Annotated in this window: 18 protein-coding genes; 9 read left to right on the top strand and 9 right to left on the bottom strand. The window is 61.7% G+C overall.

Annotated features, from left to right (window positions below; all coding sequences use genetic code 11):
- The first annotated feature begins 59 nt into the window (after positions 1–59).
- The 6 genes from folE2 to ACM6HV_RS07770 are packed head-to-tail and all read left to right on the top strand — an operon-like array spanning position 60 to position 5254.
- Entirely contained in the window at positions 60–956 is an 897-nt protein-coding gene (gene folE2, locus ACM6HV_RS07795; RefSeq protein ID WP_414903903.1) for a GTP cyclohydrolase FolE2, read from the top strand.
- On the top strand, positions 953–1621 hold the full coding sequence (locus tag ACM6HV_RS07790) for a metal ABC transporter ATP-binding protein (protein ID WP_414903902.1): 669 nt from the start codon (positions 953–955) through the stop codon (positions 1619–1621). The genes folE2 and ACM6HV_RS07790 overlap by 4 nt, the downstream gene beginning before the upstream one ends.
- Positions 1621–2487, top strand: a complete 867-nt coding sequence (locus ACM6HV_RS07785; protein ID WP_414903901.1) for a metal ABC transporter permease — start codon at positions 1621–1623, stop codon at positions 2485–2487. The genes ACM6HV_RS07790 and ACM6HV_RS07785 overlap by 1 nt, the downstream gene beginning before the upstream one ends.
- A gap of 11 nt (positions 2488–2498) precedes the next feature.
- Positions 2499–3374: a metal ABC transporter substrate-binding protein gene (locus ACM6HV_RS07780; RefSeq protein WP_414903900.1), complete on the top strand. Its 876-nt coding sequence runs from the start codon at positions 2499–2501 to the stop codon at positions 3372–3374.
- The gene (locus tag ACM6HV_RS07775) at positions 3371–3931 is read left to right on the top strand and encodes a DapH/DapD/GlmU-related protein (RefSeq protein ID WP_041073832.1); all 561 of its coding nucleotides are present in this window, start codon (positions 3371–3373) and stop codon (positions 3929–3931) included. The genes ACM6HV_RS07780 and ACM6HV_RS07775 overlap by 4 nt, the downstream gene beginning before the upstream one ends.
- A 3-nt stretch (positions 3932–3934) precedes the next feature.
- Positions 3935–5254, top strand: a complete 1320-nt coding sequence (locus ACM6HV_RS07770; RefSeq protein WP_414903899.1) for a dihydroorotase — start codon at positions 3935–3937, stop codon at positions 5252–5254.
- 94 nt (positions 5255–5348) lie between these two features.
- On the opposite strand, the gene ACM6HV_RS07765 is transcribed toward ACM6HV_RS07770, so the two are convergent.
- Positions 5349–5867, bottom strand: a complete 519-nt coding sequence (locus ACM6HV_RS07765) for a DUF3617 domain-containing protein (protein ID WP_414903898.1) — start codon at positions 5865–5867, stop codon at positions 5349–5351.
- Between the two features lie 132 nt (positions 5868–5999).
- Here ACM6HV_RS07765 and cls point away from each other — a divergent pair, with 132 nt between their 5' ends.
- Positions 6000–7439 (top strand): cardiolipin synthase, encoded by a 1440-nt coding sequence (gene cls, locus ACM6HV_RS07760; protein WP_414903897.1) that lies wholly within the window; start codon positions 6000–6002, stop codon positions 7437–7439.
- A gap of 42 nt (positions 7440–7481) precedes the next feature.
- Here the strand turns inward: cls and cfaB are convergent, their stop codons facing one another.
- The 5 genes from cfaB to hflK (ACM6HV_RS07735) all read right to left on the bottom strand — a co-directional run bounded on the left by cfaB (position 7482) and on the right by hflK (ACM6HV_RS07735) (position 14847).
- Entirely contained in the window at positions 7482–8669 is a 1188-nt protein-coding gene (gene cfaB, locus ACM6HV_RS07755; protein ID WP_414903896.1) for a C17 cyclopropane fatty acid synthase CfaB, read from the bottom strand.
- A gap of 211 nt (positions 8670–8880) precedes the next feature.
- On the bottom strand, positions 8881–10788 hold the full coding sequence (locus ACM6HV_RS07750; RefSeq protein ID WP_414903895.1) for a heavy metal translocating P-type ATPase: 1908 nt from the start codon (positions 10786–10788) through the stop codon (positions 8881–8883).
- Positions 10785–11846, bottom strand: coding sequence for a protease modulator HflK (gene hflK / locus ACM6HV_RS07745; RefSeq protein WP_414903894.1), 1062 nt, complete (start codon positions 11844–11846; stop codon positions 10785–10787). The genes ACM6HV_RS07750 and hflK (ACM6HV_RS07745) overlap by 4 nt, the downstream gene beginning before the upstream one ends.
- A complete protein-coding gene (gene hflC / locus ACM6HV_RS07740; protein WP_414903893.1) occupies positions 11843–12889 on the bottom strand; it encodes a protease modulator HflC in 1047 nt (348 codons plus the stop codon). The genes hflK (ACM6HV_RS07745) and hflC overlap by 4 nt, the downstream gene beginning before the upstream one ends.
- A complete protein-coding gene (gene hflK, locus ACM6HV_RS07735) occupies positions 12886–14847 on the bottom strand; it encodes a protease modulator HflK (RefSeq protein WP_414904150.1) in 1962 nt (653 codons plus the stop codon). Before hflK (ACM6HV_RS07735) ends, hflC begins: the two co-directional genes overlap by 4 nt.
- Positions 14848–15057: 210 nt before the next feature.
- Between hflK (ACM6HV_RS07735) and lpdA the strand changes: the two genes are divergently transcribed.
- Positions 15058–16458 carry a dihydrolipoyl dehydrogenase gene (lpdA, locus tag ACM6HV_RS07730; protein WP_041073819.1) on the top strand — a complete coding sequence of 467 codons (1401 nt, stop codon included), beginning with the start codon at positions 15058–15060 and terminating at the stop codon, positions 16456–16458.
- A gap of 96 nt (positions 16459–16554) precedes the next feature.
- On the opposite strand, the gene ACM6HV_RS07725 is transcribed toward lpdA, so the two are convergent.
- Positions 16555–17028, bottom strand: a complete 474-nt coding sequence (locus ACM6HV_RS07725) for an Lrp/AsnC family transcriptional regulator (protein WP_007960832.1) — start codon at positions 17026–17028, stop codon at positions 16555–16557.
- Between the two features lie 144 nt (positions 17029–17172).
- Here ACM6HV_RS07725 and ACM6HV_RS07720 point away from each other — a divergent pair, with 144 nt between their 5' ends.
- Complete coding sequence (locus ACM6HV_RS07720; RefSeq protein WP_145593811.1) at positions 17173–17802, top strand: LysE family translocator; 630 nt, start codon at positions 17173–17175, stop codon at positions 17800–17802.
- Here ACM6HV_RS07720 and ACM6HV_RS07715 read toward each other — a convergent pair.
- Positions 17799–19931, bottom strand: a complete 2133-nt coding sequence (locus ACM6HV_RS07715) for a hypothetical protein (protein ID WP_414903892.1) — start codon at positions 19929–19931, stop codon at positions 17799–17801. The genes ACM6HV_RS07720 and ACM6HV_RS07715 overlap by 4 nt on opposite strands.
- Positions 19918–21108, bottom strand: coding sequence for a DUF3142 domain-containing protein (locus tag ACM6HV_RS07710; RefSeq protein ID WP_414903891.1), 1191 nt, complete (start codon positions 21106–21108; stop codon positions 19918–19920). Before ACM6HV_RS07710 ends, ACM6HV_RS07715 begins: the two co-directional genes overlap by 14 nt.
- Between the last annotated feature and the right edge of the window lie 30 nt (positions 21109–21138).

Below are 21138 nucleotides of genomic sequence, written 5' to 3'. Positions count from 1 at the left end.
ATCGTGATTTGAATTGTTATAATGTAACATCCAATTCAGTCAACACGATGGTTCCGAACATGAATTCGCTGACACTTCCGGATATCGCCACTCAAGCCTCTCGACAAGCATTACCGCTTGAGTGGGTGGGAATGCGCGGCATTGCCTTGCCGGTTTTATTGGATGGCCAGCGTCTGAGCGCTAAGGCAGATGCAGGCGTCAGTCTTGACGATGGTGAGGCGCGTGGCATTCACATGTCGCGTTTGTATCTGGCCTTGGCAAGGCTTGAACAGCAGAACCTTTCTCCACAGGTTTTGCATCAGGTGCTGGACGATTTTCTGGCGAGCCATGAGGGCTTATCCAGCAATGCTTACCTGAATATCCACAGCGAAGTGCTGCTGAAACGACCCGCGTTGGTCAGCCCACTGGCGGGGTGGAAAAGCTATCCAGTGAGCATTTCTGCCAGCCTCAAAAACAACGTGTTCCACGTGGAACTCAAGATTGATGTGCCCTACTCCTCGACCTGCCCGTGCTCAGCCGCATTAGCGAGGCAACTGATCCAGCAGCAGTTCATCGATGATTTTGCCAATAAGCCACTGCAGCACGCTGAAGTCCTGGCTTGGCTTGGTTCCAGCCACGGCATCGTTGCCACTCCGCACAGCCAACGCAGCAATGCGCAACTGCACATGCATCTGGACGAGTTTATTGATGAGCTGCCCCTCAGCGTGATCATCAGCGACGCTGAAGCAGCACTGGGCACCGCCGTGCAAACCGCCGTGAAACGCGCCGACGAACAAGCCTTTGCGTTGGCCAACGGGCAGAACCTGATGTTCTGCGAGGACGCCGCGCGACGACTCCATCTGGCCCTGCGTCGCTGCCCTGGTGTTAGCGGATTCCACCTGCGAGTGATCCACGCCGAAAGCCTGCACGCCCACGACGCCGTCGCCGAAAGCCGCTGGCATCGAGAACACGCATGATCCGCTGCCATTCCTTGAGCTGGGGCGCGCCAGGGCAACCGCTGACTTCACCACTGACGGTCACGCTGGAAAGTGGCAGTCTGAGCGCTATCGTCGGCGCCAACGGCTGCGGTAAAAGCAGCCTGCTGAAAGTCATCGCCGGGTTGCAGAAACCCTTGACCGGAAAAGTTGCGCTAGGCGTCCCACGCCAAGGAGGATTGTCATTCCTGCCGCAACAGCAACACCTCGATCGACAGTTTCCCATCAGCCTGGAAGAACTGGTGGCCGCCGGGTTCTGGGGCCGTCGATTGTCGACGCAATTGCGCGCGCAGCGCCTCACTCACGCACTCGACAACTGGCACTTGAGCGGACTCGAGAAGCGCCCACTGATGGCGCTTTCCGGTGGCGAACTGCAACGCGCATTGCTCGCCCGTTTAAGTCTGGTTGACGCGCCACTACTCCTTCTCGACGAACCCCACGCTGCGCTCGACGAACTGGGTCAGCAATTGCTTTGGCAACACATCCACGCCTGGCACGCCGAAGGTCGAACCTTGTTGGTGGTCTGCCACGACCTGGCCGCCGTCCGCCAACACATCCCGCAGACACTGCTGATCAAAAACCACGAATGCGTGTTTGGCGCCAGCGTCGAACTGATCCAGCAAACACCCGGCACGCAGGTGGCTTGATGCTCACCGTCGCCCACCTTTGGCAACCGTTCAGCGAATTCCTGTTCATGCGCCGAGCGCTGCTCGGCGGATTGGTCTTGGCCTGCAGCACAGCACCGCTCGGCGTTTTTCTGATCCTGCGGCGCATGAGCCTGATCGGCGACGCCGTCGCTCACGGCATTCTTCCCGGCGCCGCATTGGGCTTCTGGTTCGCCGGTCTGAGTCTGCCCGCGCTAACGTTCGGCGGTCTGGGTGCGGGCCTGAGCATGGCCGGGCTGGCTGCGTGGATTACCCGTCGCACCGGTTTGCGCGAAGATGCCAGCCTCGCCGCGATCTACCCGATCTCACTCGCCAGCGGCGTGCTGATTCTCGGCATCGCTGGCAAACGCCTCGACTTGCTGCACTTGCTGTTCGGCTCGGCGCTCGCCGTCGACGGCCCGACCCTCAACGGCATGTTATGGGTCTCGGCCCTCAGCCTGATCGCCATGGCCGTCATCTACAAACCGCTGCTGCTCGACACCCTCGATCCTCTATTCCTGCAAACCGTCAGCCGCCTCGGCCCTCTCGCACACGGCGTGTTCCTGACCCTGGTGGTGCTCAATCTGGTAATCGGTTTCCAGGCCATCGGCGCCTTGATGGTGGTCGGCCTGATGATGCTGCCCGCCGCCGCATCACGGTTCTGGAGTCGTCGCCTGCCGAGCCTGATTGCCATCTCGGCGCTTATCGGCTGCCTCTCGGTGTGGTGCGGATTGTTGATCTCGTTCTACTACTCGCTGCCCAGCGGTCCGGCGATCGTGCTGGTCGCGGGTATCGGTTATCTGCTGTCCGTGGTGCTTGGACCGGTGCACGGCTTGCTGCGCCGCCCGCCTTTGCTCACATCCCAATGAGGTGTTTCCCGATGCGCGTTCTACTCGTGTTGTTCAGCTTGCTGCTGTCGATGTCGTTATCGGCGGCGGAAAAATTGCCGGTGGTCACCAGCTTCAGCATCCTCGCCGACATGGTGCATCAGGTCGGCGGCGAGCATATCCAGATCACCAACATGGTCGGCCCGGACGCCGATGCGCATACCTATGAGCCAACACCGGACGACGCCAAAGCGCTGCTCAAAGCCAAGCTGATCATCAAGAACGGCCTCGGTTTCGAACCATGGCTCGATCGACTGGTGACCAGCACCGGCACCCAGGCCCCGCTCATCAGTGCCAGCCACGGTGTGATTCCGCGCTCGCTCGATGAAGACGGTGAAACCATTCCCGACCCACACGCCTGGCACAACCTGGCCAACACCGAGCTGTACATCGCCAACATCACCAAAGCGCTGATCGCCGCCGATCCGGCGAACAAGGCCGACTATCAACGTAACAGCCAGGCCTACCTGAAACAGATCTACGCCCTGCTCGCCGAAGCCAAGACCAAGCTCGGCTCGCTGCCACCGGGCAATCGCAAGATCGTCACCAGCCACGACGCCTTCGGTTATCTCGGGCAGGCCTACGGCATCGACTTCATGGCGCCGCAAGGTCTGTCTACCGAGCGTGAACCTTCGGCCGCCGAAGTCGCCGCACTGATCACGCAGATCCGTCAGGCCAAGGTCAAAGCGGTGTTCATGGAAAACATCAAGGACGCGCGCCTGCTCAAGCAGATCGCTGATGAAAGCGGCGCGCATATCGGCGGCACGTTGTACTCCGATGCCCTCGCCGCCAGTGGCCCGGCCAGCACCTTTACCGGACTGTTCGAATACAACCTCAATACCCTTTACGACGCGCTGAGCCAACCATGATCCGCAAAAACCCCTCAGGCGATTTGCCGCAAATTGCCGAGTCGGCCTACGTCGACAAAACCGCGATCATCTGCGGCAAGGTGGTCATTGGCGAGAACGTGTTCGTCGGCCCCTACGCGGTGATCCGCGCCGACGAAGTAGACGCTTCGGGCACGATGGAGCCGATCACCATCGGCGCCAATTCGAACATCCAGGACGGCGTGGTGATCCATTCGAAATCCGGTGCTGCCGTGACCATCGGCGAATTCACCTCGATCGCTCACCGCTCGATCGTGCATGGCCCGTGCGTGGTCGGCGACCGGGTGTTCATCGGATTCAACAGCGTGCTGTTCAATTGCGTGGTCGGTGACGGCTGTGTGGTGCGGCACAACTCGGTGGTCGATGGCCGCGATTTGCCGGACGCGTTCTACGTGCCCTCCACCACCCGCATCGGCCCCAACACCGACCTCTCGCAGTTCCCGCCGGTGAGTGTCAGCGCCTCGGAGTTTTCCGAAGACGTGGCGCGCACCAACGTCGATCTGGTGCGCGGTTACAAAGCCTTGCAGAACGAGTTCTGAGCCATGAGCAGCGTGCTGATTCGCAACGCCAGACTGGTCAATGAAGGACGCGAGTTCGACGGCGATCTGTTGGTCAGCCATGGTCGCATCGTCAAGATCGCAGGCCGCATCGACGGTGAAAATGCCCGTGTGGAGATCGACGCCAATGGCCAATGGCTGTTGCCGGGGATGATTGATGATCAGGTGCATTTTCGCGAACCGGGAGCGCCGGCCAAGGGCAGTATTCACTCCGAGTCGCGCGCAGCGGTGGCGGGTGGCATCACCAGTTTCATGGACATGCCCAACACCCAACCGGCCACCCTCAACCTCGAAGCGCTGGCGGATAAAAAACGCCGGGCGGCGATCAACTCCGTGGCCAACTATGGCTTCCACTTCGGTGTGAGTCAGGACAACCTCGACACCGTTGCCGCACTTAACCCTTGCGAAGTGGCCGGGGTCAAAGTGTTCATGGGCGCCTCCACTGGCAATATGCTGGTGGATGATCCTAAGACTCTCGAGCGTTTATTCGCCGAAGTGCCGACGATTCTGCTGGCGCATTGCGAACACACACCAAGCATCGAGGCCAATGCAGCACGTCTACGCGAACGCCTGCCGGCGAATATCCATGCGCTGATCCGCGATGCCGAAGCTTGCTACCGATCCTCTTCGCTGGCGGTGGAGCTGGCCAGACGTCACGGCACTCGCCTGCACGTTTTGCACCTGACTACCGCTCGCGAGCTGGAGCTGTTCGAAGACAAACCTCTCACTCAAAAGCACATCAGCGCTGAAGTCTGCCTGCACCACCTGCTGTTCGATGACCGCGACTATCCAGCACTCGGCAACCTGATCAAATGCAACCCGGCGATCAAGAACCAGGCCGACCGCGATGCCTTGCGCGCGGCGCTGCTGAGCAATCGGCTGGATGTGATCGGCAGCGATCATGCACCGCATACCTGGGCGGAAAAACAGCGTCCTTACGCCGAAGCACCGTCCGGTTTACCGCTGGTGCAACACGCCCTGCCGGCACTGCTGGAGCTGGTGGCCGATGGCGTGCTGCCGATCACCACGTTGGTGGCGAAGACCAGCCATCGGGTGGCGGATCTGTTTGCGATTCCGGATCGGGGTTATTTGCGTGAGGGGTATTGGGCGGATCTGGTGCTGGTTGAGCCTGCGGCCATGGAGGTGTCGCGGCAACCGATTCTGTCGCAGTGCGGGTGGACGCCTTTTGCCAACAGAACATTTCGCTATCGGGTGAATACCACGTTGGTGTCAGGGCAGATTGCATGGCGGGAGCAGCGCATCAACGAAAGCTGTCAGGGGCTGCCGCTGCGGTTTATGCGTTAAATGATCAGGTGTCTGACAGAACGTCTTCGCGAGCAGGCTCGCTCCCACCAGGAATCGCGCTGGCCCTGTGGGAGCGAGCTTGCTCGCGAAGCTTTTAAGCTCTTGGCTTCACAGTGCCGCAATCCTGACCCAACCACACCGCACGGGTTTCCAGACTGCCCTTCTGGTTGATTCCGATCGCATTGAACGTGCCGTTGGCCACGGTGGTGAACTCACGATCACTGAGGAACGTCGCGACACCCGTGCCTTGCGCTTTCGGGCAGCTGAAGCGGAATTTCCACTGGTTGCCGGTGCGCTCGGTGATCTGCTGTTGGCAGCCCGACTGCGGATCGGCCAGCGGAATATCGTTGGTCGCGACCTGCTGCGGCGTCAGGCAGGCACGAATGCCCTTGCCGCCGATGTTGATCCCGTTCTTCTCGAGCGCCGCCCGCTGTTGCGGGGTCATCTGGCCTTGCAACTGGCCGAGGATCGATTGCACATCCATAGGCTGGTCATCGACCTTGACGTTGCTCGAGGTCATTTCCCACAGTCCAGGCTGCAGCATTTGCGCCTGCGCAACCACCGGCATTGCCAAACCCAGGCCCAGCGCCAAACCCAGCAGACGAACGTTCATCGAAAAAACTCCTGATCAGTAGTGGCCGTTAGACGTCGGCCGATTGCTTCGGTTCATGCACCAATTAAATAGCGACATTCGCCTCGGAACATGGTCTGTTACGCATTGAGTCTTCAGGAGCAAGGCTGCCCCATGGATTATTTTGGACCGCACATTTTCGGCTATCTGATCGCCCTGATACATAGCCTCGGCTTGATCGCCGCGATCCACGCGGTGCTGACCGTTCGCACCGCCCAAGGCTCGATCGCCTGGGCATTGTCGCTGATTTTCATTCCCTACCTGACACTCATCCCTTATCTGGTCTTCGGCCGCAGCACCTTCGACGGCTATATCAAGGCACGGCGCCAAGCCAACGAACAGATGCGCCAGGCGATCTCCGAGTTGAACTGGCGTCCGTGGGTCGAAGAAGCCCTCACCGCCCGCGCCTCAAATGCCTATGCCTCGCTACGGGCCATGCCCAAACTGGGGCGGATGCCATGCCTGGCGAATAACGAAGTGCAACTGCTGGTGAATGGCCACGCGACCTTCGAGGCGATTTTCCAGGCCATCGATCAAGCGCGCGAAGCCGTACTGATCCAGTTTTTCATCATCCATGACGACCGCCTCGGGCAGCGCCTGCGCGATCTGTTGCTGAAGAAAGCTGCCGAAGGCGTGGCGATTCATCTGCTCTACGACCGCATCGGCAGCCACGCCCTGCCCCACAGTTATGTACAGGCGTTGCGCGATGGCGGTGTCGAGGTCAAAGCCTTCGCCACACGTAGCGGCTGGCTCAATCGCTTCCAGGTGAATTTCCGCAACCACCGCAAAATCGTCGTGGTCGATGGTGTGCTCGGCTTTGTTGGCGGGCACAACGTTGGCGATGAATACATGGGCGAGAAGCCGCCGTTGGCGCCATGGCGCGATACCCATGTGCAAGTGCGCGGGCCGGTGGTGGCCTGCATGCAGGAGTCATTTGCCGAGGATTGGTTCTGGGCCGCGCGCACATTGCCGCCGCTGATCCTGCCGGACGTTTACCCGGACGACGGCGTGCTCTGTCAGTTGCTGGCCAGCGGCCCGGCCGACGCCTACGAAACCTGTTCGCTGTTCTTCGTCGAAGCGATCCACGCCGCAACCGAGCGGGTGTGGATCACCAGCCCGTACTTCATTCCCGATGAAGCCGTGTTCGCCGCGTTGCGTCTGGCGGTGCTGCGCGGCGTCGACGTGCGCCTGCTGCTGCCATCGCGCCCCGATCACCGCATCGTCTACGCCGCGTCCAGCCTGTATGCATTCGAAGCGGTGCGCGCCGGCGTGCGGGTGTTCCGCTACGAACCGGGGTTCCTGCATCAGAAAGTGGTGTTGATCGACAGCGAAATCAGCGCCGTCGGCAGCGCCAATCTGGACAACCGTTCGTTCCGGCTGAATTTCGAAGTGATGCTACTGACCGTCGACAGCGAATTCGCCGCCCACGTGGAACGTATGCTCAACGATGATTTCGAGCAGGCTTATGAGGTTGCCAAAGAAGAAAGCCGGGAGATCCACCGCCTGCAACAGCTCGGCATGCGGATCGCCCGGCTTATTTCACCGATTCTCTAGAAGCCCATCACCCTCTCCAAGGGAGAGGGCAGGGTTCAGGCATCAAGGATTGTAGATGTCGTCACGGGTCCAGGGCAGTTCATGACTGCCGTCCGGATGAGCCTTCACTGCCAGAATCTGATGCAGATTGATCCAGCCCCGGGCAAACGCGTAGGCACACCCGGCCAAATACAGGCGCCAGATGCGCAGCGCCTGATCCGGCACCAGTTTCCCGGCGGCCTCGAGGTTATCCTCCAGCCGCTCGCTCCAGTGATCCAGCGTGCGCGCGTAATGCAGACGCAGGCTTTCGACATCGACGATCTCCAGCCCGGCTTCGCTGATCTCGGCCGAGATCATCGCCAGGTGTGGCAACTCGCCGTTGGGGAACACGTATTTCTCGATGAAGTCGCCTGCACCGCGCCCCACCGGGCGGCCGTCGGTGTGCTTGGCGGTGATGCCATGGTTCATCACCAGACCGCCCTCCTTCACCGCGCCAAACAGGACTTTGCAGTATTCAGCGAGGTTGGCGTGACCGACGTGTTCGAACATGCCGACGCTGACTACCTTGTCGAAACGCCCGTCCTGCGGCAGATCGCGGTAGTCGAGCAATTGCAGCTCAACCTGATCTTCCAGGCCCTCGGCCTTGACCCGCTCCCGGGCCAGTTCCAGCTGTTCCTTGCTCAAGGTGATGCCGAACACTTTGGCGCCGAATTCACGCGCGGCGTAACGCGCCAGACCACCCCAGCCGCAACCGACATCCAGCAGATAATCACCGGGCTGCAAACGCAGTTTGCGACACAGATGTCGGAACTTGGCCTGCTGTGCCTGTTCGAGGGTTTCACTGCCCGTTTCGAAATACGCGCAGGAATACGCCATGTCGCTGTCCAGCCACAACTGGTAGAACGCGTTGGACAGGTCATAGTGATAGGAAATGGCTTTGGCGTCGGTTTCCTTGTCGTGCACCGCACGCACTGGCTGCGCGCTTTCGTCTTCATCGAGCAAGGCGCTGCTCAATTCGTCGCAGACCCGGATGACCTCGCTGATCGAGCCCTCCAGTTCCAGCCTGCCTTCGACAAACGCCGCCCCCAGCGCGTCGAGACTCGGATGGGTGAACTGGGTGACCATCGTCGGGTCCTTGACCACAATGGTGACGCTGGGCGTCGGCCCCAGGTTGAACTCATGGCCGTCCCAGAGTCGCAAGCGAAGCGGAAGCTGCAGATTCTGTAAGGCCGGTGGAAGTTGCGCGAGCATGGAAAATCCCCCTTGTTTCAGACGTCAGATCTGAGGGTAGACCATCCTTGAAAAATAGCAGGCTATCGATTTAATTAGCCGAGACTATCGTTTCAGACGCTCCTACATGCCGTCATGCACCCACGACTGCTTTAGCCCAGGTAACGGCGTGAAGTGTGCGCCCTCTTCATAGATGACTGCCTATTCGGCGCACAGTTCGCTGAAACTCACTTCAGTGATCATCCTTGAGCTTGAGCAATGGCTCCTGAAACCGCAGCAGCCGTCCGGCATTGCCCAACACCAGCAACGTGCTGAGGTTGTGCAGCAGCGCAGCGATCATCGCCCCGGCCGCGCCGAGCCAGCCAAATGCAGCAAACACCACGATTGCCAGGGTCCAGCCCAGACCGATGATCACGTTAACCTGCAAGGCTCGTCGGCATTGGCGGCTGAGCCGTACACAGGTACCGAGGCGGCGCAGATCACTGCCGATCAAGACGATATCCGCCGAGGCCAGCGCGATGTCAGCGCCGCCCGCGCCCATTGCGACACCGACCACACCAGCCTTCAGCGCCAGCGAATCATTGATGCCGTCGCCCACCACCATCGGCCGAAATCCGTTGTCGATTTCCTTCAGTACGCGGTTGAGTTTGTCCTCGGGCAGCGCCTGCGCTTCCAGCTCTTGCAGGCCGACCTCGCGGGCCAGCGTCTGAGCAACACTTTGGCGGTCGCCGGTCAGCAGCAACTGGCGACCCAGACCGAGCTCGCGCAATTCGCTGAGGGCAAAGCGGGCTTCCGGTTTGACGCTGTCGGCCAGCAACAGCCAGGCGACAAATTCGCCGTTCAGTGCCAATCCGGCAATCGGCCCGTCGTGCTCGGGAACGGTGGTGGTGACGATACCCAGTTGCGCGAACAACTCGGGCCGGCCCAACGCCGCCTCGCCTTGGGCAGTCGTGGCGACTACACCGAGCCCCTGACGCTCATGAATATCAGTCAGCGGCAGGCTCTGTTCCTGACTGACCAGCCCAGCCAACGCGCGGCTGACCGGGTGGCTGCTGGCCGCCCCGAGGCTGGCGGCCAGTGCCATTACCGAGGCCTGATCCAGTCGTGGGCTGCTGATCGATTGCAAACGCAAGGTGCCGTAAGTCAGCGTGCCGGTTTTGTCGACCACCAGTGAAGTGAGATCTGCCAACTCCTCAAGGAACGCCGAACTGCGAATCAGAATGCCGTGGCGCGCCGCCACCGCCACGCCGGCAATCGCCGTGGCCGGTGCCGACAGCACCAAAGCGCAGGGACATGCGGCTACCAGCACCGCGAGCATCGCTTGCGCGTCATGGGTGACAAACCAGGTCACCGCCGCCAACAGCAACACCAGCACCATGTAGCTGCCGGCATAACGTTCAAGCAGACGGGTGATCGGCGGTTTCGAGCGTTCGGCGTTCTGCATCAGCGCGATGACTTTGCCCAGCGTCGATTGATCGCCGGTGCGGGTCACCTCAATGCGCAGCAAGCCATCTAGGTTGATCGCCCCGCCAAACACCGTCATGCCCACTGCCGTTTCCACTGGCACCGACTCGCCGGTAATCGACGCCGTGTCGAGACTGGCTTGGCCGAACAACACCCGACCATCCGCGGGCACACGATCCCCGGCGCGCACCTCGACCGTGTCACCGGGTTGGAGGGTGCCGTTGTCGACTTCAATGATCAAGCCGTCCGCTTGAATCTTGCGGGCGTGGCTGCGGGTCAATTGGCCGAGGGCGTGGATCGCTTCCTGCGAACCGATCACGCTGCGCTCTTCCAGCACGTGGCCGAAGATCATGATGATCGGCAGCAACGCGGCGGTCAGCAGATCGCCAGTCGCCCACGCACCGAGCATCGCCAAAGCAATCAGTTGATCGGTGATGCCGTGCAGGCTTGGATAGCGCAGGCTGTACCACGCCGAGCGCATCACCGGCACCGCCACCAATAAAGAAGCGAAACCCAGCAGCAACTGACTGACACCGGTTTGCTCCGGTAACAGCCAGCGCCAGAGCAGACCGAGGCCGAGCAAACCAAGGGCGAGCATCGCCAGGGTCAATTGCCGTGCGGCGCGGCGCTGTTCGGCCGAGGACAACAGGCTCGGTGCGGCAGTGGTCGCAGTCATTTGCTGGCTCCCTGAATGATCAGGCGGGAATCGTCTTTCGGATCGACCGTGGTCACGGAACCGGCCTGGCCGAGAATCTTCGGCACGCGTTCACGGTACAGCCGCAGGAGCATCTGCGGGTCGGTGCCCTGTTGTTGCGCCTTGGCCAGGCTCAGCACCGTGGCGGTGTCGGCAGCGGCTTTTGCCAACCGTTCGCCGGCCTGCGCGTGGGCCACTTGCAGGGTGCGGTCAGCTTGTTCGTTGGCGGTCTGGGTGAGTTTTTCTGCTTCGGTGCGTGCATTGGCAACGGCTTTGTCGGCTTGCTGGCTGGCGGTCAGAACCGCATTGAAAGCGCTGACCGCAGGGTCCGGCAGACTCGACTGCACGTCTACCCGCGCCACTTCAATGCCGATGCCCTGCCCGCTCGCCTTCAACTCAGCCAAGCGCTTGTTGATGCCTTGCGCCAGATCACCGCGCAGACGCTCACGTCTTTCGGCGGCCTGGTTATCAGCACCGATCAACTCCGGACGGGCGACGAGAATCGTGTCCAGATCCCGGGCAGCGGTCAAAGCCACAGCGCTGCGGGTGACCAGCCGATCCAGCGCTGGCAGCACATGATCACCCTGCAGGACGAAGTCGTAAGGGTCGGTCACTTTGTAAAACACCCGCACATCCAGTTGCACCACGCCGGCGTCCCCCGTCAGCAAGTAACCGGAACCGGCCAGTGCATCGCTCAGCGGTGTAGCGAAAGTCGCTACACGATCAGCCCTGATCGCTTCACTGCTGCGCAGCAGGTTTTCCACTCGACGCTCAATCACCCGATCCGCTGCCGGTAGTAAAACCACCTGCTCGAACGGCTGTGGCCAAGCCAGTAATAGCCCGGCATTCTGGATGCGTTCCAGTGCGCCAAAGTGCAGAACCACGGCGCGGTTTTGCGGATCGATCTGCCGCACATTGGAAAACGCCCACGCCAACGCGGCCAACACCGTGACCGCGTACAAGGCAAAAAACGCCAGGCGTCCGGCCTGAATCCACGGACTGCTCAGCGAATGTGTTCCACGTGGAACTTCATCACTCATGGCTGCGATCCGGATTTGTTTTCGACATTCGGCGGGCCGTCCACCAGCACGCGGAATGGCGCGGCATCGGTACGCAGGATCAACTTGGTGTCCGGCGTCACGACGGTGCTCAAGGTATCGAGCGAGCGCAGCAGGTTATACAGCTGCGGCGAACCGGCGTAGGCGCGACCATAAATCTGAGCAGCTTCGACCCGCGACTGTGCTTCGATTTCTGCCGCTTTCACCGTGGCATCGGCCTGGACAATTCGCGCATCGCGCTCGGCGGCAGAACGAATCTGCGCCGCTTCCCGCTTGCCGATGGCGGTGCGTTCGGTGGCAATTGTTTCACGCTCAGCGCGCATCCGATCGACTGTGGCGGTGAGCGTGACCGAAGGCAAGGTCAGGCGTTCGATGCCCACCTGCACCACGCGCACACCGTAAGTGGCCAGCAACTGCTGGTCGATCTGCTGACGCAGTTGCGCTTCGAAATCGGCAATACGCACTTTGCCGGCATCAGTATTCACCAGGTCCGCCAGGTCGAAACTGCTGGCGGTGGTTTCCAGCGCCGAGCCGACAAAGGTGCGAATCTGCCGCGCCGCTTCGTCCGGCTGGTTCTGCACCGCGCGCATGAAACGCTGCACGTTGTCCGGATCGCCCTGCACCTGCCACGCCACGTAGGCCTGAACGATGATGCGCAAACCGTCGCGAGTGCCGACATCCTGCAAACCGCTGGAGGTGGTGCGCAGGCGCAGATCCACCGGGATCGCCGCTTCGAACGGCGCCGGCCAGCGCCAGCTCAAACCGGGTTCAAGCAGCACCCGTGAAGGATTGCCGAAACGGGTGATGACCGTGGCTTCACCCGAGCGCACTTGCACCAGGCTCGCCGCCGCGATGGCAAACCCCACCAGCAACAGCGCCCAGCCCATCCGCCGCCAAGGGAACGGTCCCGCGTCTTCCGGCGCCCCGTGGTGATGGTGATGATGCCCATGATGATGGTGATGCCCAGCGTGGCCGTGATCGTGGCCGCTGTGATCATGGGAATCGTGAGTGTGCGACTGGCTCAAGGGGCAACTCCTGGTTGAGCGGTGGTGCGCGCGGGCGTCGGATCAGCCGGCAGCGTGAACGTACGCAGGTCGATGGTCGGCGCATTGCTGCTGCCGCCTAATCGGTGGTCGAGTACCAACAGTTTGGCTTTGCTCAGACCGTGGCTAAGTTGGCTGAGGTATTGCTCCAGCACGAATGCCTGACCAGCGCTGGCATAAGCTTTCTGTTCAGCGCTGAACTTAAGGTCTGCGGCCTGCGCCGTCGCATTGATTTCGCGAGCGCTGGCACTGGCCTGATCACGGGCAAGGCTGGCCTGCAACAACGCCTGGTTACTGGCTTCAGCTGCAGCGCCGCGCTCACGGGAGATCAACGCCTGCGCGCCGATCTGTGCCGCTTGCACACCGTGATAAGCGTTGGCGGCGCCGGCTGGCGGGTGAATCGCTTCGACCACGGTGGCGAGAATTTCCACGCCGCTGTTGAGCTTCTGCAGATCGCCTTGCACCGCGCGACCGATTTCTTCGCCCAGCCCTACCCGGTCAGCACCGAGCAGACCGTCGAGGGTACGCGAGGCAAAATCGTGCACCAGAATCCGGCTCGCGGTGCTGCGAATCAGCGTCGGCACATCGGCATTGTTGTAAGTCGCGGCCAAGGCATCCTGATCACGCAGACCAATGCGATAAACGAAGCGCACGTCCATGTTGACGATCTGGAAGCTCTGCTGAGTGCCACGACTGCTGGCGATCACCTGGGATTTGTCGTTGACGTGGCTGGCATCCCACAAGCGGTTGGCGGTCATCGGCGCCGGGCCTTCGGCAGGCTCGGCCTGGGTTGGCGCCGGAGCATCGCCGACGCTGGTTGCCAATTCGTGCACCACGCCGTTCTCGACGCTCAATACACGGCCCAGTGGCCACGGCAAACCGGCGTGCAAGCCAGGGCCAAAGACTTGTGCCGGTTTGCCGAAGCGCTCGTAGATACCGCGCCCTTGCAGCGGGATTTCGTGGATCCCAGTCAGCAGCCAACCGACGGCGGCGACCAGCGCCAGCACCGGCAGAAAAGCGCGGCGCATGTAGCTGAACGCCCAGATCTGACGCAAATCGATGCCGAAACGGTTGTGCAATTCGTGCTGCAAAGCGAGTAACGGCTGTGGTGGCCAACGCAGCATATCGGCAACAAAACTGCGCGCCAGCAGGGTCGGTTCCAGCTGCTCGCGTCGAGGACTGAATACCGACAGAACTGCGCGCAATAGCAACTCGATCGCGATCAATCCCGGCAAGATCCCGATCAATACCGCAAGGCGCACGGGCCACACCGAAGCCTCGCTGGCGAACAGCAGGCACAACGCCCCCAGTACCAGACTGATGATCGCCACCCGTGCAAGTTGCGCGAGGGACCCGGCTTCCGGCCATTGCGCCGGGTTTTCCTGAGCCAGTTGCCGCTCCAGCACCAGCAAGCCGAAACCCAACAGCAACATCAGCGCGGCGCCCACCGTGGCCGATAACCCGACTGCAGCGGCAGGCAACGTCAGATTCCACACCTGCCCGATGGCCAGCACAATCAGCACTGACCAGCCGCCCAGCCACAACGTGGCCGCGCCAATCTGACCGAGCAGGTGCAGACCGCGCTGACTCAATCGCTCCAGCACCCGTTCGTACCAGCCGTCAGGAGCGGTTTGCTCGACCTCGTTCAGCGGTTGCTGCGCCACGGGGTGCATGACCCGTGCGCGCCATTGCGTCATCCACCACGCCGACTGCAGTCCGGCGACCAGCACCAGCAACGCCGCGCCCAGATTCACCAGCAAGGCCGGCCAGATCGATTGCGCGGCAAACAGCTCGACAAATAACGCCAGCACCCACCCTGCCCCGGCCAATCCGCCGAGGCCGAAGGCCAGGCGGCGCAATCGTCGCCCCTGCGCAGCCGCTTGTTGAAAGCGCGGCAACCCGGTCACTTGCGTGCCATCGACATCCAGATCGACTTGCATATCACCCCAAAGCCATTGATTCACCGGTCCAATCGTTACGATATAACGAAAAGCGTGAAATATTCGTACACAAATTCGCTTATCTAAAGATGCGCAACCTGTCGCTTGCCTGAAGCCTTGACCGAAATGTCCGGAAACGCACATATTACGTTCGTAATTTTAATCGCCTACTACTTTTAGCGATCCGCATCCCCAACGAGGAGCAAGAGCATGAGTCACTACGACGTGGTCATTCTGGGCGGCGGCCCCGGTGGTTATAACGCGGCGATCCGCGCCGGCCAGTTGGGCCTGAAAGCCGCGTGTGTGGAAGGCCGCGCCACCCTCGGCGGCACGTGCCTGAACGTCGGTTGCATGCCGTCCAAGGCCTTGCTGCATGCTTCGGAGCTGTACGACGCGGCCATGGGTGCGGAGTTCGCCAACCTCGGCATCGAGGTCAAACCCACGCTCAACCTCGCGCAAATGATGAAACAGAAAGACGACAGCGTGAGCGGCCTGACCAAAGGCATCGAGTTTCTGTTTCGCAAGAACAAGGTCGACTGGATCAAAGGCTGGGGCCACATCGAGGGTCCGGGCAAAGTCACGGTGACCGACGATCAGGGCAACACGACCGAGCTGAGCGCCAAGGACATCATCATTGCCACCGGCTCCGAACCCACCCCCCTGCCCGGCGTCGAGATCGACAATCAGCGCATCCTCGACTCCACCGGCGCGCTGTCGCTGAGTGAAGTACCGAAGCATCTGGTGGTCATCGGTGCCGGGGTAATCGGCCTGGAGCTGGGCTCGGTCTGGCGGCGTCTCGGCGCCCAGGTGACCGTGGTCGAATACCTCGACCGCATCTGTCCGGGCGTCGATGCCGAGGCCGGCAAAACCCTGCAGCGTTCGCTGAGCAAGCAAGGCATCAGCTTCAAATTGAGCTCGAAAGTCACCAGCGCCACGACCTCGGCCAACGGTGTGCAGCTCAGCGTCGAACCTGCAGCGGGCGGCAGCGCCGAGTTACTGGAAGCCGACTACGTACTGGTCGCGATCGGCCGGCGCCCGTACACCAAAGGCCTGGGCCTGGAGAACGTCGGCCTGAGCACCGACAAGCGCGGCATGCTCGCCAATCGCCAGCACCGCACCGAAGCCAATGGCGTCTGGGTAATCGGCGACGTAACGTCCGGGCCGATGCTCGCGCACAAGGCTGAAGACGAAGCGATGGCCTGTGTGGAACAGATCGTCGGCAAGGCCGGCGAGGTCAATTACGACTTGATTCCCAACGTCATCTACACCCGGCCGGAACTGGCCAGCGTCGGCAAGACCGAAGAGCAACTGAAGGCCGAAGGACGTGCCTACAAAGTCGGCAAATTTCCGTTCACCGCCAACAGCCGGGCGAAGATCAACCATGAGACGGAAGGCTTTGCCAAAGTCCTCGCCGACGAACGCACGGACGAAATCCTCGGTGTGCACCTGGTCGGCCCGAGCGTCAGTGAAATGATCGGTGAATACTGCGTGGCCATGGAGTTCAGTGCGTCTGCCGAAGATATCGCGCTGACTTGCCATCCGCACCCGACCCGCTCCGAGGCGCTGCGTCAGGCGGCGATGAATGTCGAGGGGATGGCGACGCAGATGTAACCGTCGACCGCCAACCTCTTCGCGAGCAGGCTCGCTCCCACATTCGATCACATTCCAATGTGGGAGCGAGCCTGCTCGCGAAAGGAGCAACCCGCTCTACAGCGGAAGATGCCCCAACGGCAACGCCCCCGGCGTCTTCACCGTGTGAATTGCAAAGTTGCTGCGAATGTCACTCACCCCCGGCAGCTTCAGCAGGCAGCCGCTGAGAAAGCGGTCATACGCGCGCAGGTCCGGCACCACCACTTGCAACAGAAAGTCCGATTCCCCGGACACCAGAAACGCTGAAATCACCTCCGGCAGTGCCGTGACCGCCGCGTAAAAGGCTTCGGCCTGCTCATCGTTGTGGCGCTCGACCTTGACCCCGACAAACACCGTCAGCCCCAACCCCACCTCATCGCGATCGAGGTTGGCCTGATAGCCACGAATCACCCCCGCCTCCTCGAGCATCCGCACCCGACGCAGGCACGGTGACGCCGACAGGCCGATCTCATCCGCCAGTTCGACGTTGCTCAGCCGGCCGTTGCGCTGCAGCGCCGCGAGAATCTTGCGATCAAAAGCGTCGAGTTTCATGGTTGGCAGATCCTGCTGGTCAAAGGGTAAAAAGAAAGCAGGTTATGCCAATCCTGTGGCTTTTTGAAGCTGACTTCGCAAGCACCTGCCCCGCCCTTGCGCCATAAACTTTGCTCACCGAATCGACAACGAAAGGGCTGCGACATGACAAGTATCTGGCTGTTTTTTCTGGCATTGGCGGTGGTCTTCCTGTTGCCGGGGCCGGACATGATCCTGTTGCTGCAAACCGGTGCCCGCCAGGGTCGCGGTGCGGCGCTGGCAACCGCCGTTGGCTTGGCGATCGCCCGAGGCTGTCACGTGGCATTGGCGGCATTGGGTCTGGCGGCGCTGTTCAAGGCGGCGCCGTGGACGTTTGATCTGGTGCGCCTGGCCGGGGCGGCGTACCTGCTGTGGATCGGCATTCAATGCTTGCGCAGCAGCTTGCTGCCGAACCTGAATACGGCTGCCGTGACACATACCCAAGGACAATGGCGCGAGGCGATTCGCCGTGGCCTGCTGACCAATCTGCTCAACCCCAAGGCGTTGCTGTTCTGCTCGGTGCTGTTGCCGCAATTCATCGTCAATGACGGCGCAGCGGTACTGACCCAATTTGCCACCCTCGGCGTGTTGCTGGTGGGCGTCGGGCTGCTGTTCGACAGCGCCTATGCCCTGACCGGCGCGGCGCTGGGTCGTTGGCTGCAACACAGTCCAACCGCCCAACGCGTTCAGCAATGGCTGTTCGGCAGCCTGTTGATCGGCTTTGCCGTGCGCCTGACGTTTATCCAGCAGGCTTAGGGCTTGCGTGCCTTGCGCCGACGACTGAGCAACACCAAGGCGCCCGCACTGAACAGCACCAGGACACCGACCACCGGCCATTTATACGGGCGCAACGTATTGCGTACGGCATCGGTAACCTGGGTGACGTAACGCTTGTCGGCGTTTTCGAAATCCGGGTACGGGCACTGATTGCCGAAGTCCACCGCCCAAGGCACGTATGGGCCTTCGTTGACGTAGCGTCGATACAACGCGCTCTGTTCTTCAAGGCTGCTGTTGAAACCGGCGGCATTGCACAACACCGCAGCAAACGCCTGACTGGTGTGCGGCAAATGGTCGGCGGCCCGGCTGGCCAGCGCGGTGGCGACAAAACGGTAGTGATAACGCTCGTCCGGTTGCGCCTGGCTGGCCTTCTGGCGCTGGACTTCAGCCTCGGCCACCAGCGGCCCGACTTTCAGCTCGGTGTTTTCCAGACTGTAATTGCCGCCAAACGTGGCGTAATCCGGGGCCATCTCGTAACCGAGAATGTCCATGCCCCATTCACGTGCGGTCCACGCCGCGTTGTACAAGGCGCTGGCGCGTTTGGTCGGCCACCACGCAGCGTCGGCCTTCATTCGTTGTTCGCCGTAGAGCCGGGCCTTGTGCTGCAGGTCGGGATTGTCGAAATAGCCGACCGCTTCTTCGTAATGCCCTTCACGCAGCAAGCGCCGGCCCAGCAGATTGCGCAGGCTGGCGGCGACCGGCAGCGGCACATAGTTGTCGCGCTGCTGCTGGGTCAGCGCCGGCGGCGCCGGGACGTTGTCATCGACATAGCGCTTGAGCTCATCGACCGTCAGCACGCGCTCGGCCACCGTCGCCGCGTCGAACCAGTAGATGCTGTTGCTGCGATACAACTGCACGAACGCTTGCAGGTATTCGCCACGTTGCAGCGCGAGAATCGCGCTCTCGCCTTCGACCCGGCATTTCGGCTGGACGGTTTCGAAGTCCCAGTCCGGGGTGCGCCGGTAGCCCCAATCCTCGCTCTGCGGGAAAGCCTGCGCAGCTTTGGCATAGGCGGCAGCTGCGGCGTTTTTATCACCGTCACGCACCGCCAGTTTGGCTCGCAGCCACCACGCCAGTCCGCCGTCACCGGCATTCTCAAGGAAGGCTTTGGCGCTGGCGTAATCACCTTGTTGATAGTTCATGGCCGCCAGTCGATCGGCGTTTTCCAGGCTGCCACGGGTACTGTCCTGCAGCAGCTTGATCAGCTTCTTCTCGTTCGGCGGTTGTTCGTCGAACGACCAGCCCATCCGGCTGATCAACGAGGCGGTAACCAATTGCTGCACAGCCTTGCGCTCCAGCAACTTGGCCAGTTGCGGCTCGGGCAGTTCGGCCAGCTCATTCATCAGTTGTTTCAGCGAGGTATAACCCACGGCCGAGCCGTGCAGGTTCTGCGCTTCGTACAGTTCGATGGCGCCGTTCCAGTCACCGGCGTTGCGCAGCACTCGCGCCTCCTCACCGAGACTGGCGACACCGAGCTCCAGCGGATCGCTGAAGCCATCGATGCTCAATTGTCGGGCCTGACGGAAGGCTGCGCGTGCGTCCTCCAGCACTTCGATGACATCGCCCGCCTCGGCACTCATGGCAAACCAGGCGCGGCCCAGGGAATACGCCGCCCAAGTGCTGCGCAGCGGACGCTGATCGGTCGGCAGCGCCAGCACTTTGTTGAAGTATTCGATCGCCAGCGGATGATCGCCAGTGGCAAACGCCACCGCGCCGGCCACGTACAAGCGGATTTCCGCCGGCAGACTGGCGCCCTGCGCCTCGACCTGACGCGCATCGGTCAGGCCGCGCAGTTGCTTGACGAGTGCTTGTTGCTCGGCGCTCAGACCCACCTGTTCGGCTTTTTCGCGAAGCGCCGCAGGCTCGTTCTCGTCGCCGTACATGTCGTCGGGATTGTGCGTCGCGGCGGTAACGTTTTTCAGCCCGGCAATGGTTTTGCCGAGGCGGCTGATCTCGAAGTTGAAGTTGCCCTCCGGCAGCTCGGCCAGGCTTTGCCCACGATTGTCGAGCAGGCGCATCGGAAAGTCCGGGCCGCAGGCCAGCGCCGAACCCAGCGGCAGGCTGAGGCTCAGGCAGAGCAGATGGCGGGGCCAGTTACGGGTCAACATGCGAACCTCCTTGATCAATAAATGCACAGCGCGCCCAACCGATAGCGCGTTGTCCGCCCGCCGGCAGACGACCGTCGCGCAGGCGGGTGAAGGTAAGCAGATCCGCGCTTTGTTGCAACGCGTAACCGGCGAGCGCATCGGCGCCCTCGCAAGCGCTGGCCTTGACGGTGATGCGCGCGGGCCAGGCGCTGTCGAGGTTACCGACATTGCGCAGGGCGATGTCCTGCAGGCCATCGTGGTCGCTGAACGTCAGACCGAGCCGGCTGCTCAACGTATCGCCACGGGCTACAGCGCGCAGCGTGCTGAGGCTCCAGGCGCGGCGATCATTGGCCAGCGGCAGACGAAACCAGATCAACCCGGCCAGATGTTCCGGGCGATCCTCGCGCATGTCAGTGGCCAGTCGGCTCAATTGTTGCGGATCGGCGAGCAATTCGCGCCGCTGGCCGCCGCGCTCGAGTGGCACTTCACTTTCCACCACCGGAACGCCATCGGCATCCGGCAACAGCGCCACGCCGTAGGCCGGCAGCGCCAGATAAAACGGTTTGTCGCTCACCCGCCCCCAGGCCTTGGCCCAGCGCCGCGCCTGCTCGGGGTCGAACAGACCACGACGCGGATCGCTGACCGCGTGCACCTGCAGCACACTGCTGTCGACGCTGGCCAGCAGTGCCGGCAGTTGTGAACTGTCGAGCCACGCCGGCAACGCAGTGATGCTCAGCGGCAAGTTGGCCGGCAATGCGCCACGCAGACGCACGAGAAATTCGCTATACGCCGGCAGACGCGCATTACCGGCGTCGTGATCGATCTCGACCCCGCTCACCGTCAGGCCCTGCGCTTGCCAGTCAGCCAGCATCTGAAGGATCTGTGCGCTCACCTGTTGCTGATCGAGCGCCTTGAGCTGACCGTCGAGACGAACCACCGCAATCAGCGGTCGGCCATCGCGCTTGAGCAACGGCGCATCGATTTGCGCCCGATGCCAGCCGTCATTGGGGAATGCCTGCAAGGCCAGCACGCGCAGTGTCGAGAAACTCTCGCGGCTTTCGCGCAGGGCGGCGTCATGGGCCGGCGTCCATTGACGTTGCCAGATATAAAGTTGTTGATCGAGGGCGGGGGCCTCCTGCCGCTCGCAAGCCGCGAGCAGCAGCGTTGCCGCGATCAAAATCGAAAAGCCGAACCGCATGAAATGCTTATTCCCTGCCGATACAAAAAT

This window comes from Pseudomonas sp. IT-P260, assembly GCF_949768395.1.
In the GTDB taxonomy this organism is placed as follows: Bacteria; Pseudomonadota; Gammaproteobacteria; order Pseudomonadales; family Pseudomonadaceae; genus Aquipseudomonas; species Aquipseudomonas parakoreensis.
This window is presented reverse-complemented; position numbering and strand designations above follow the sequence as displayed.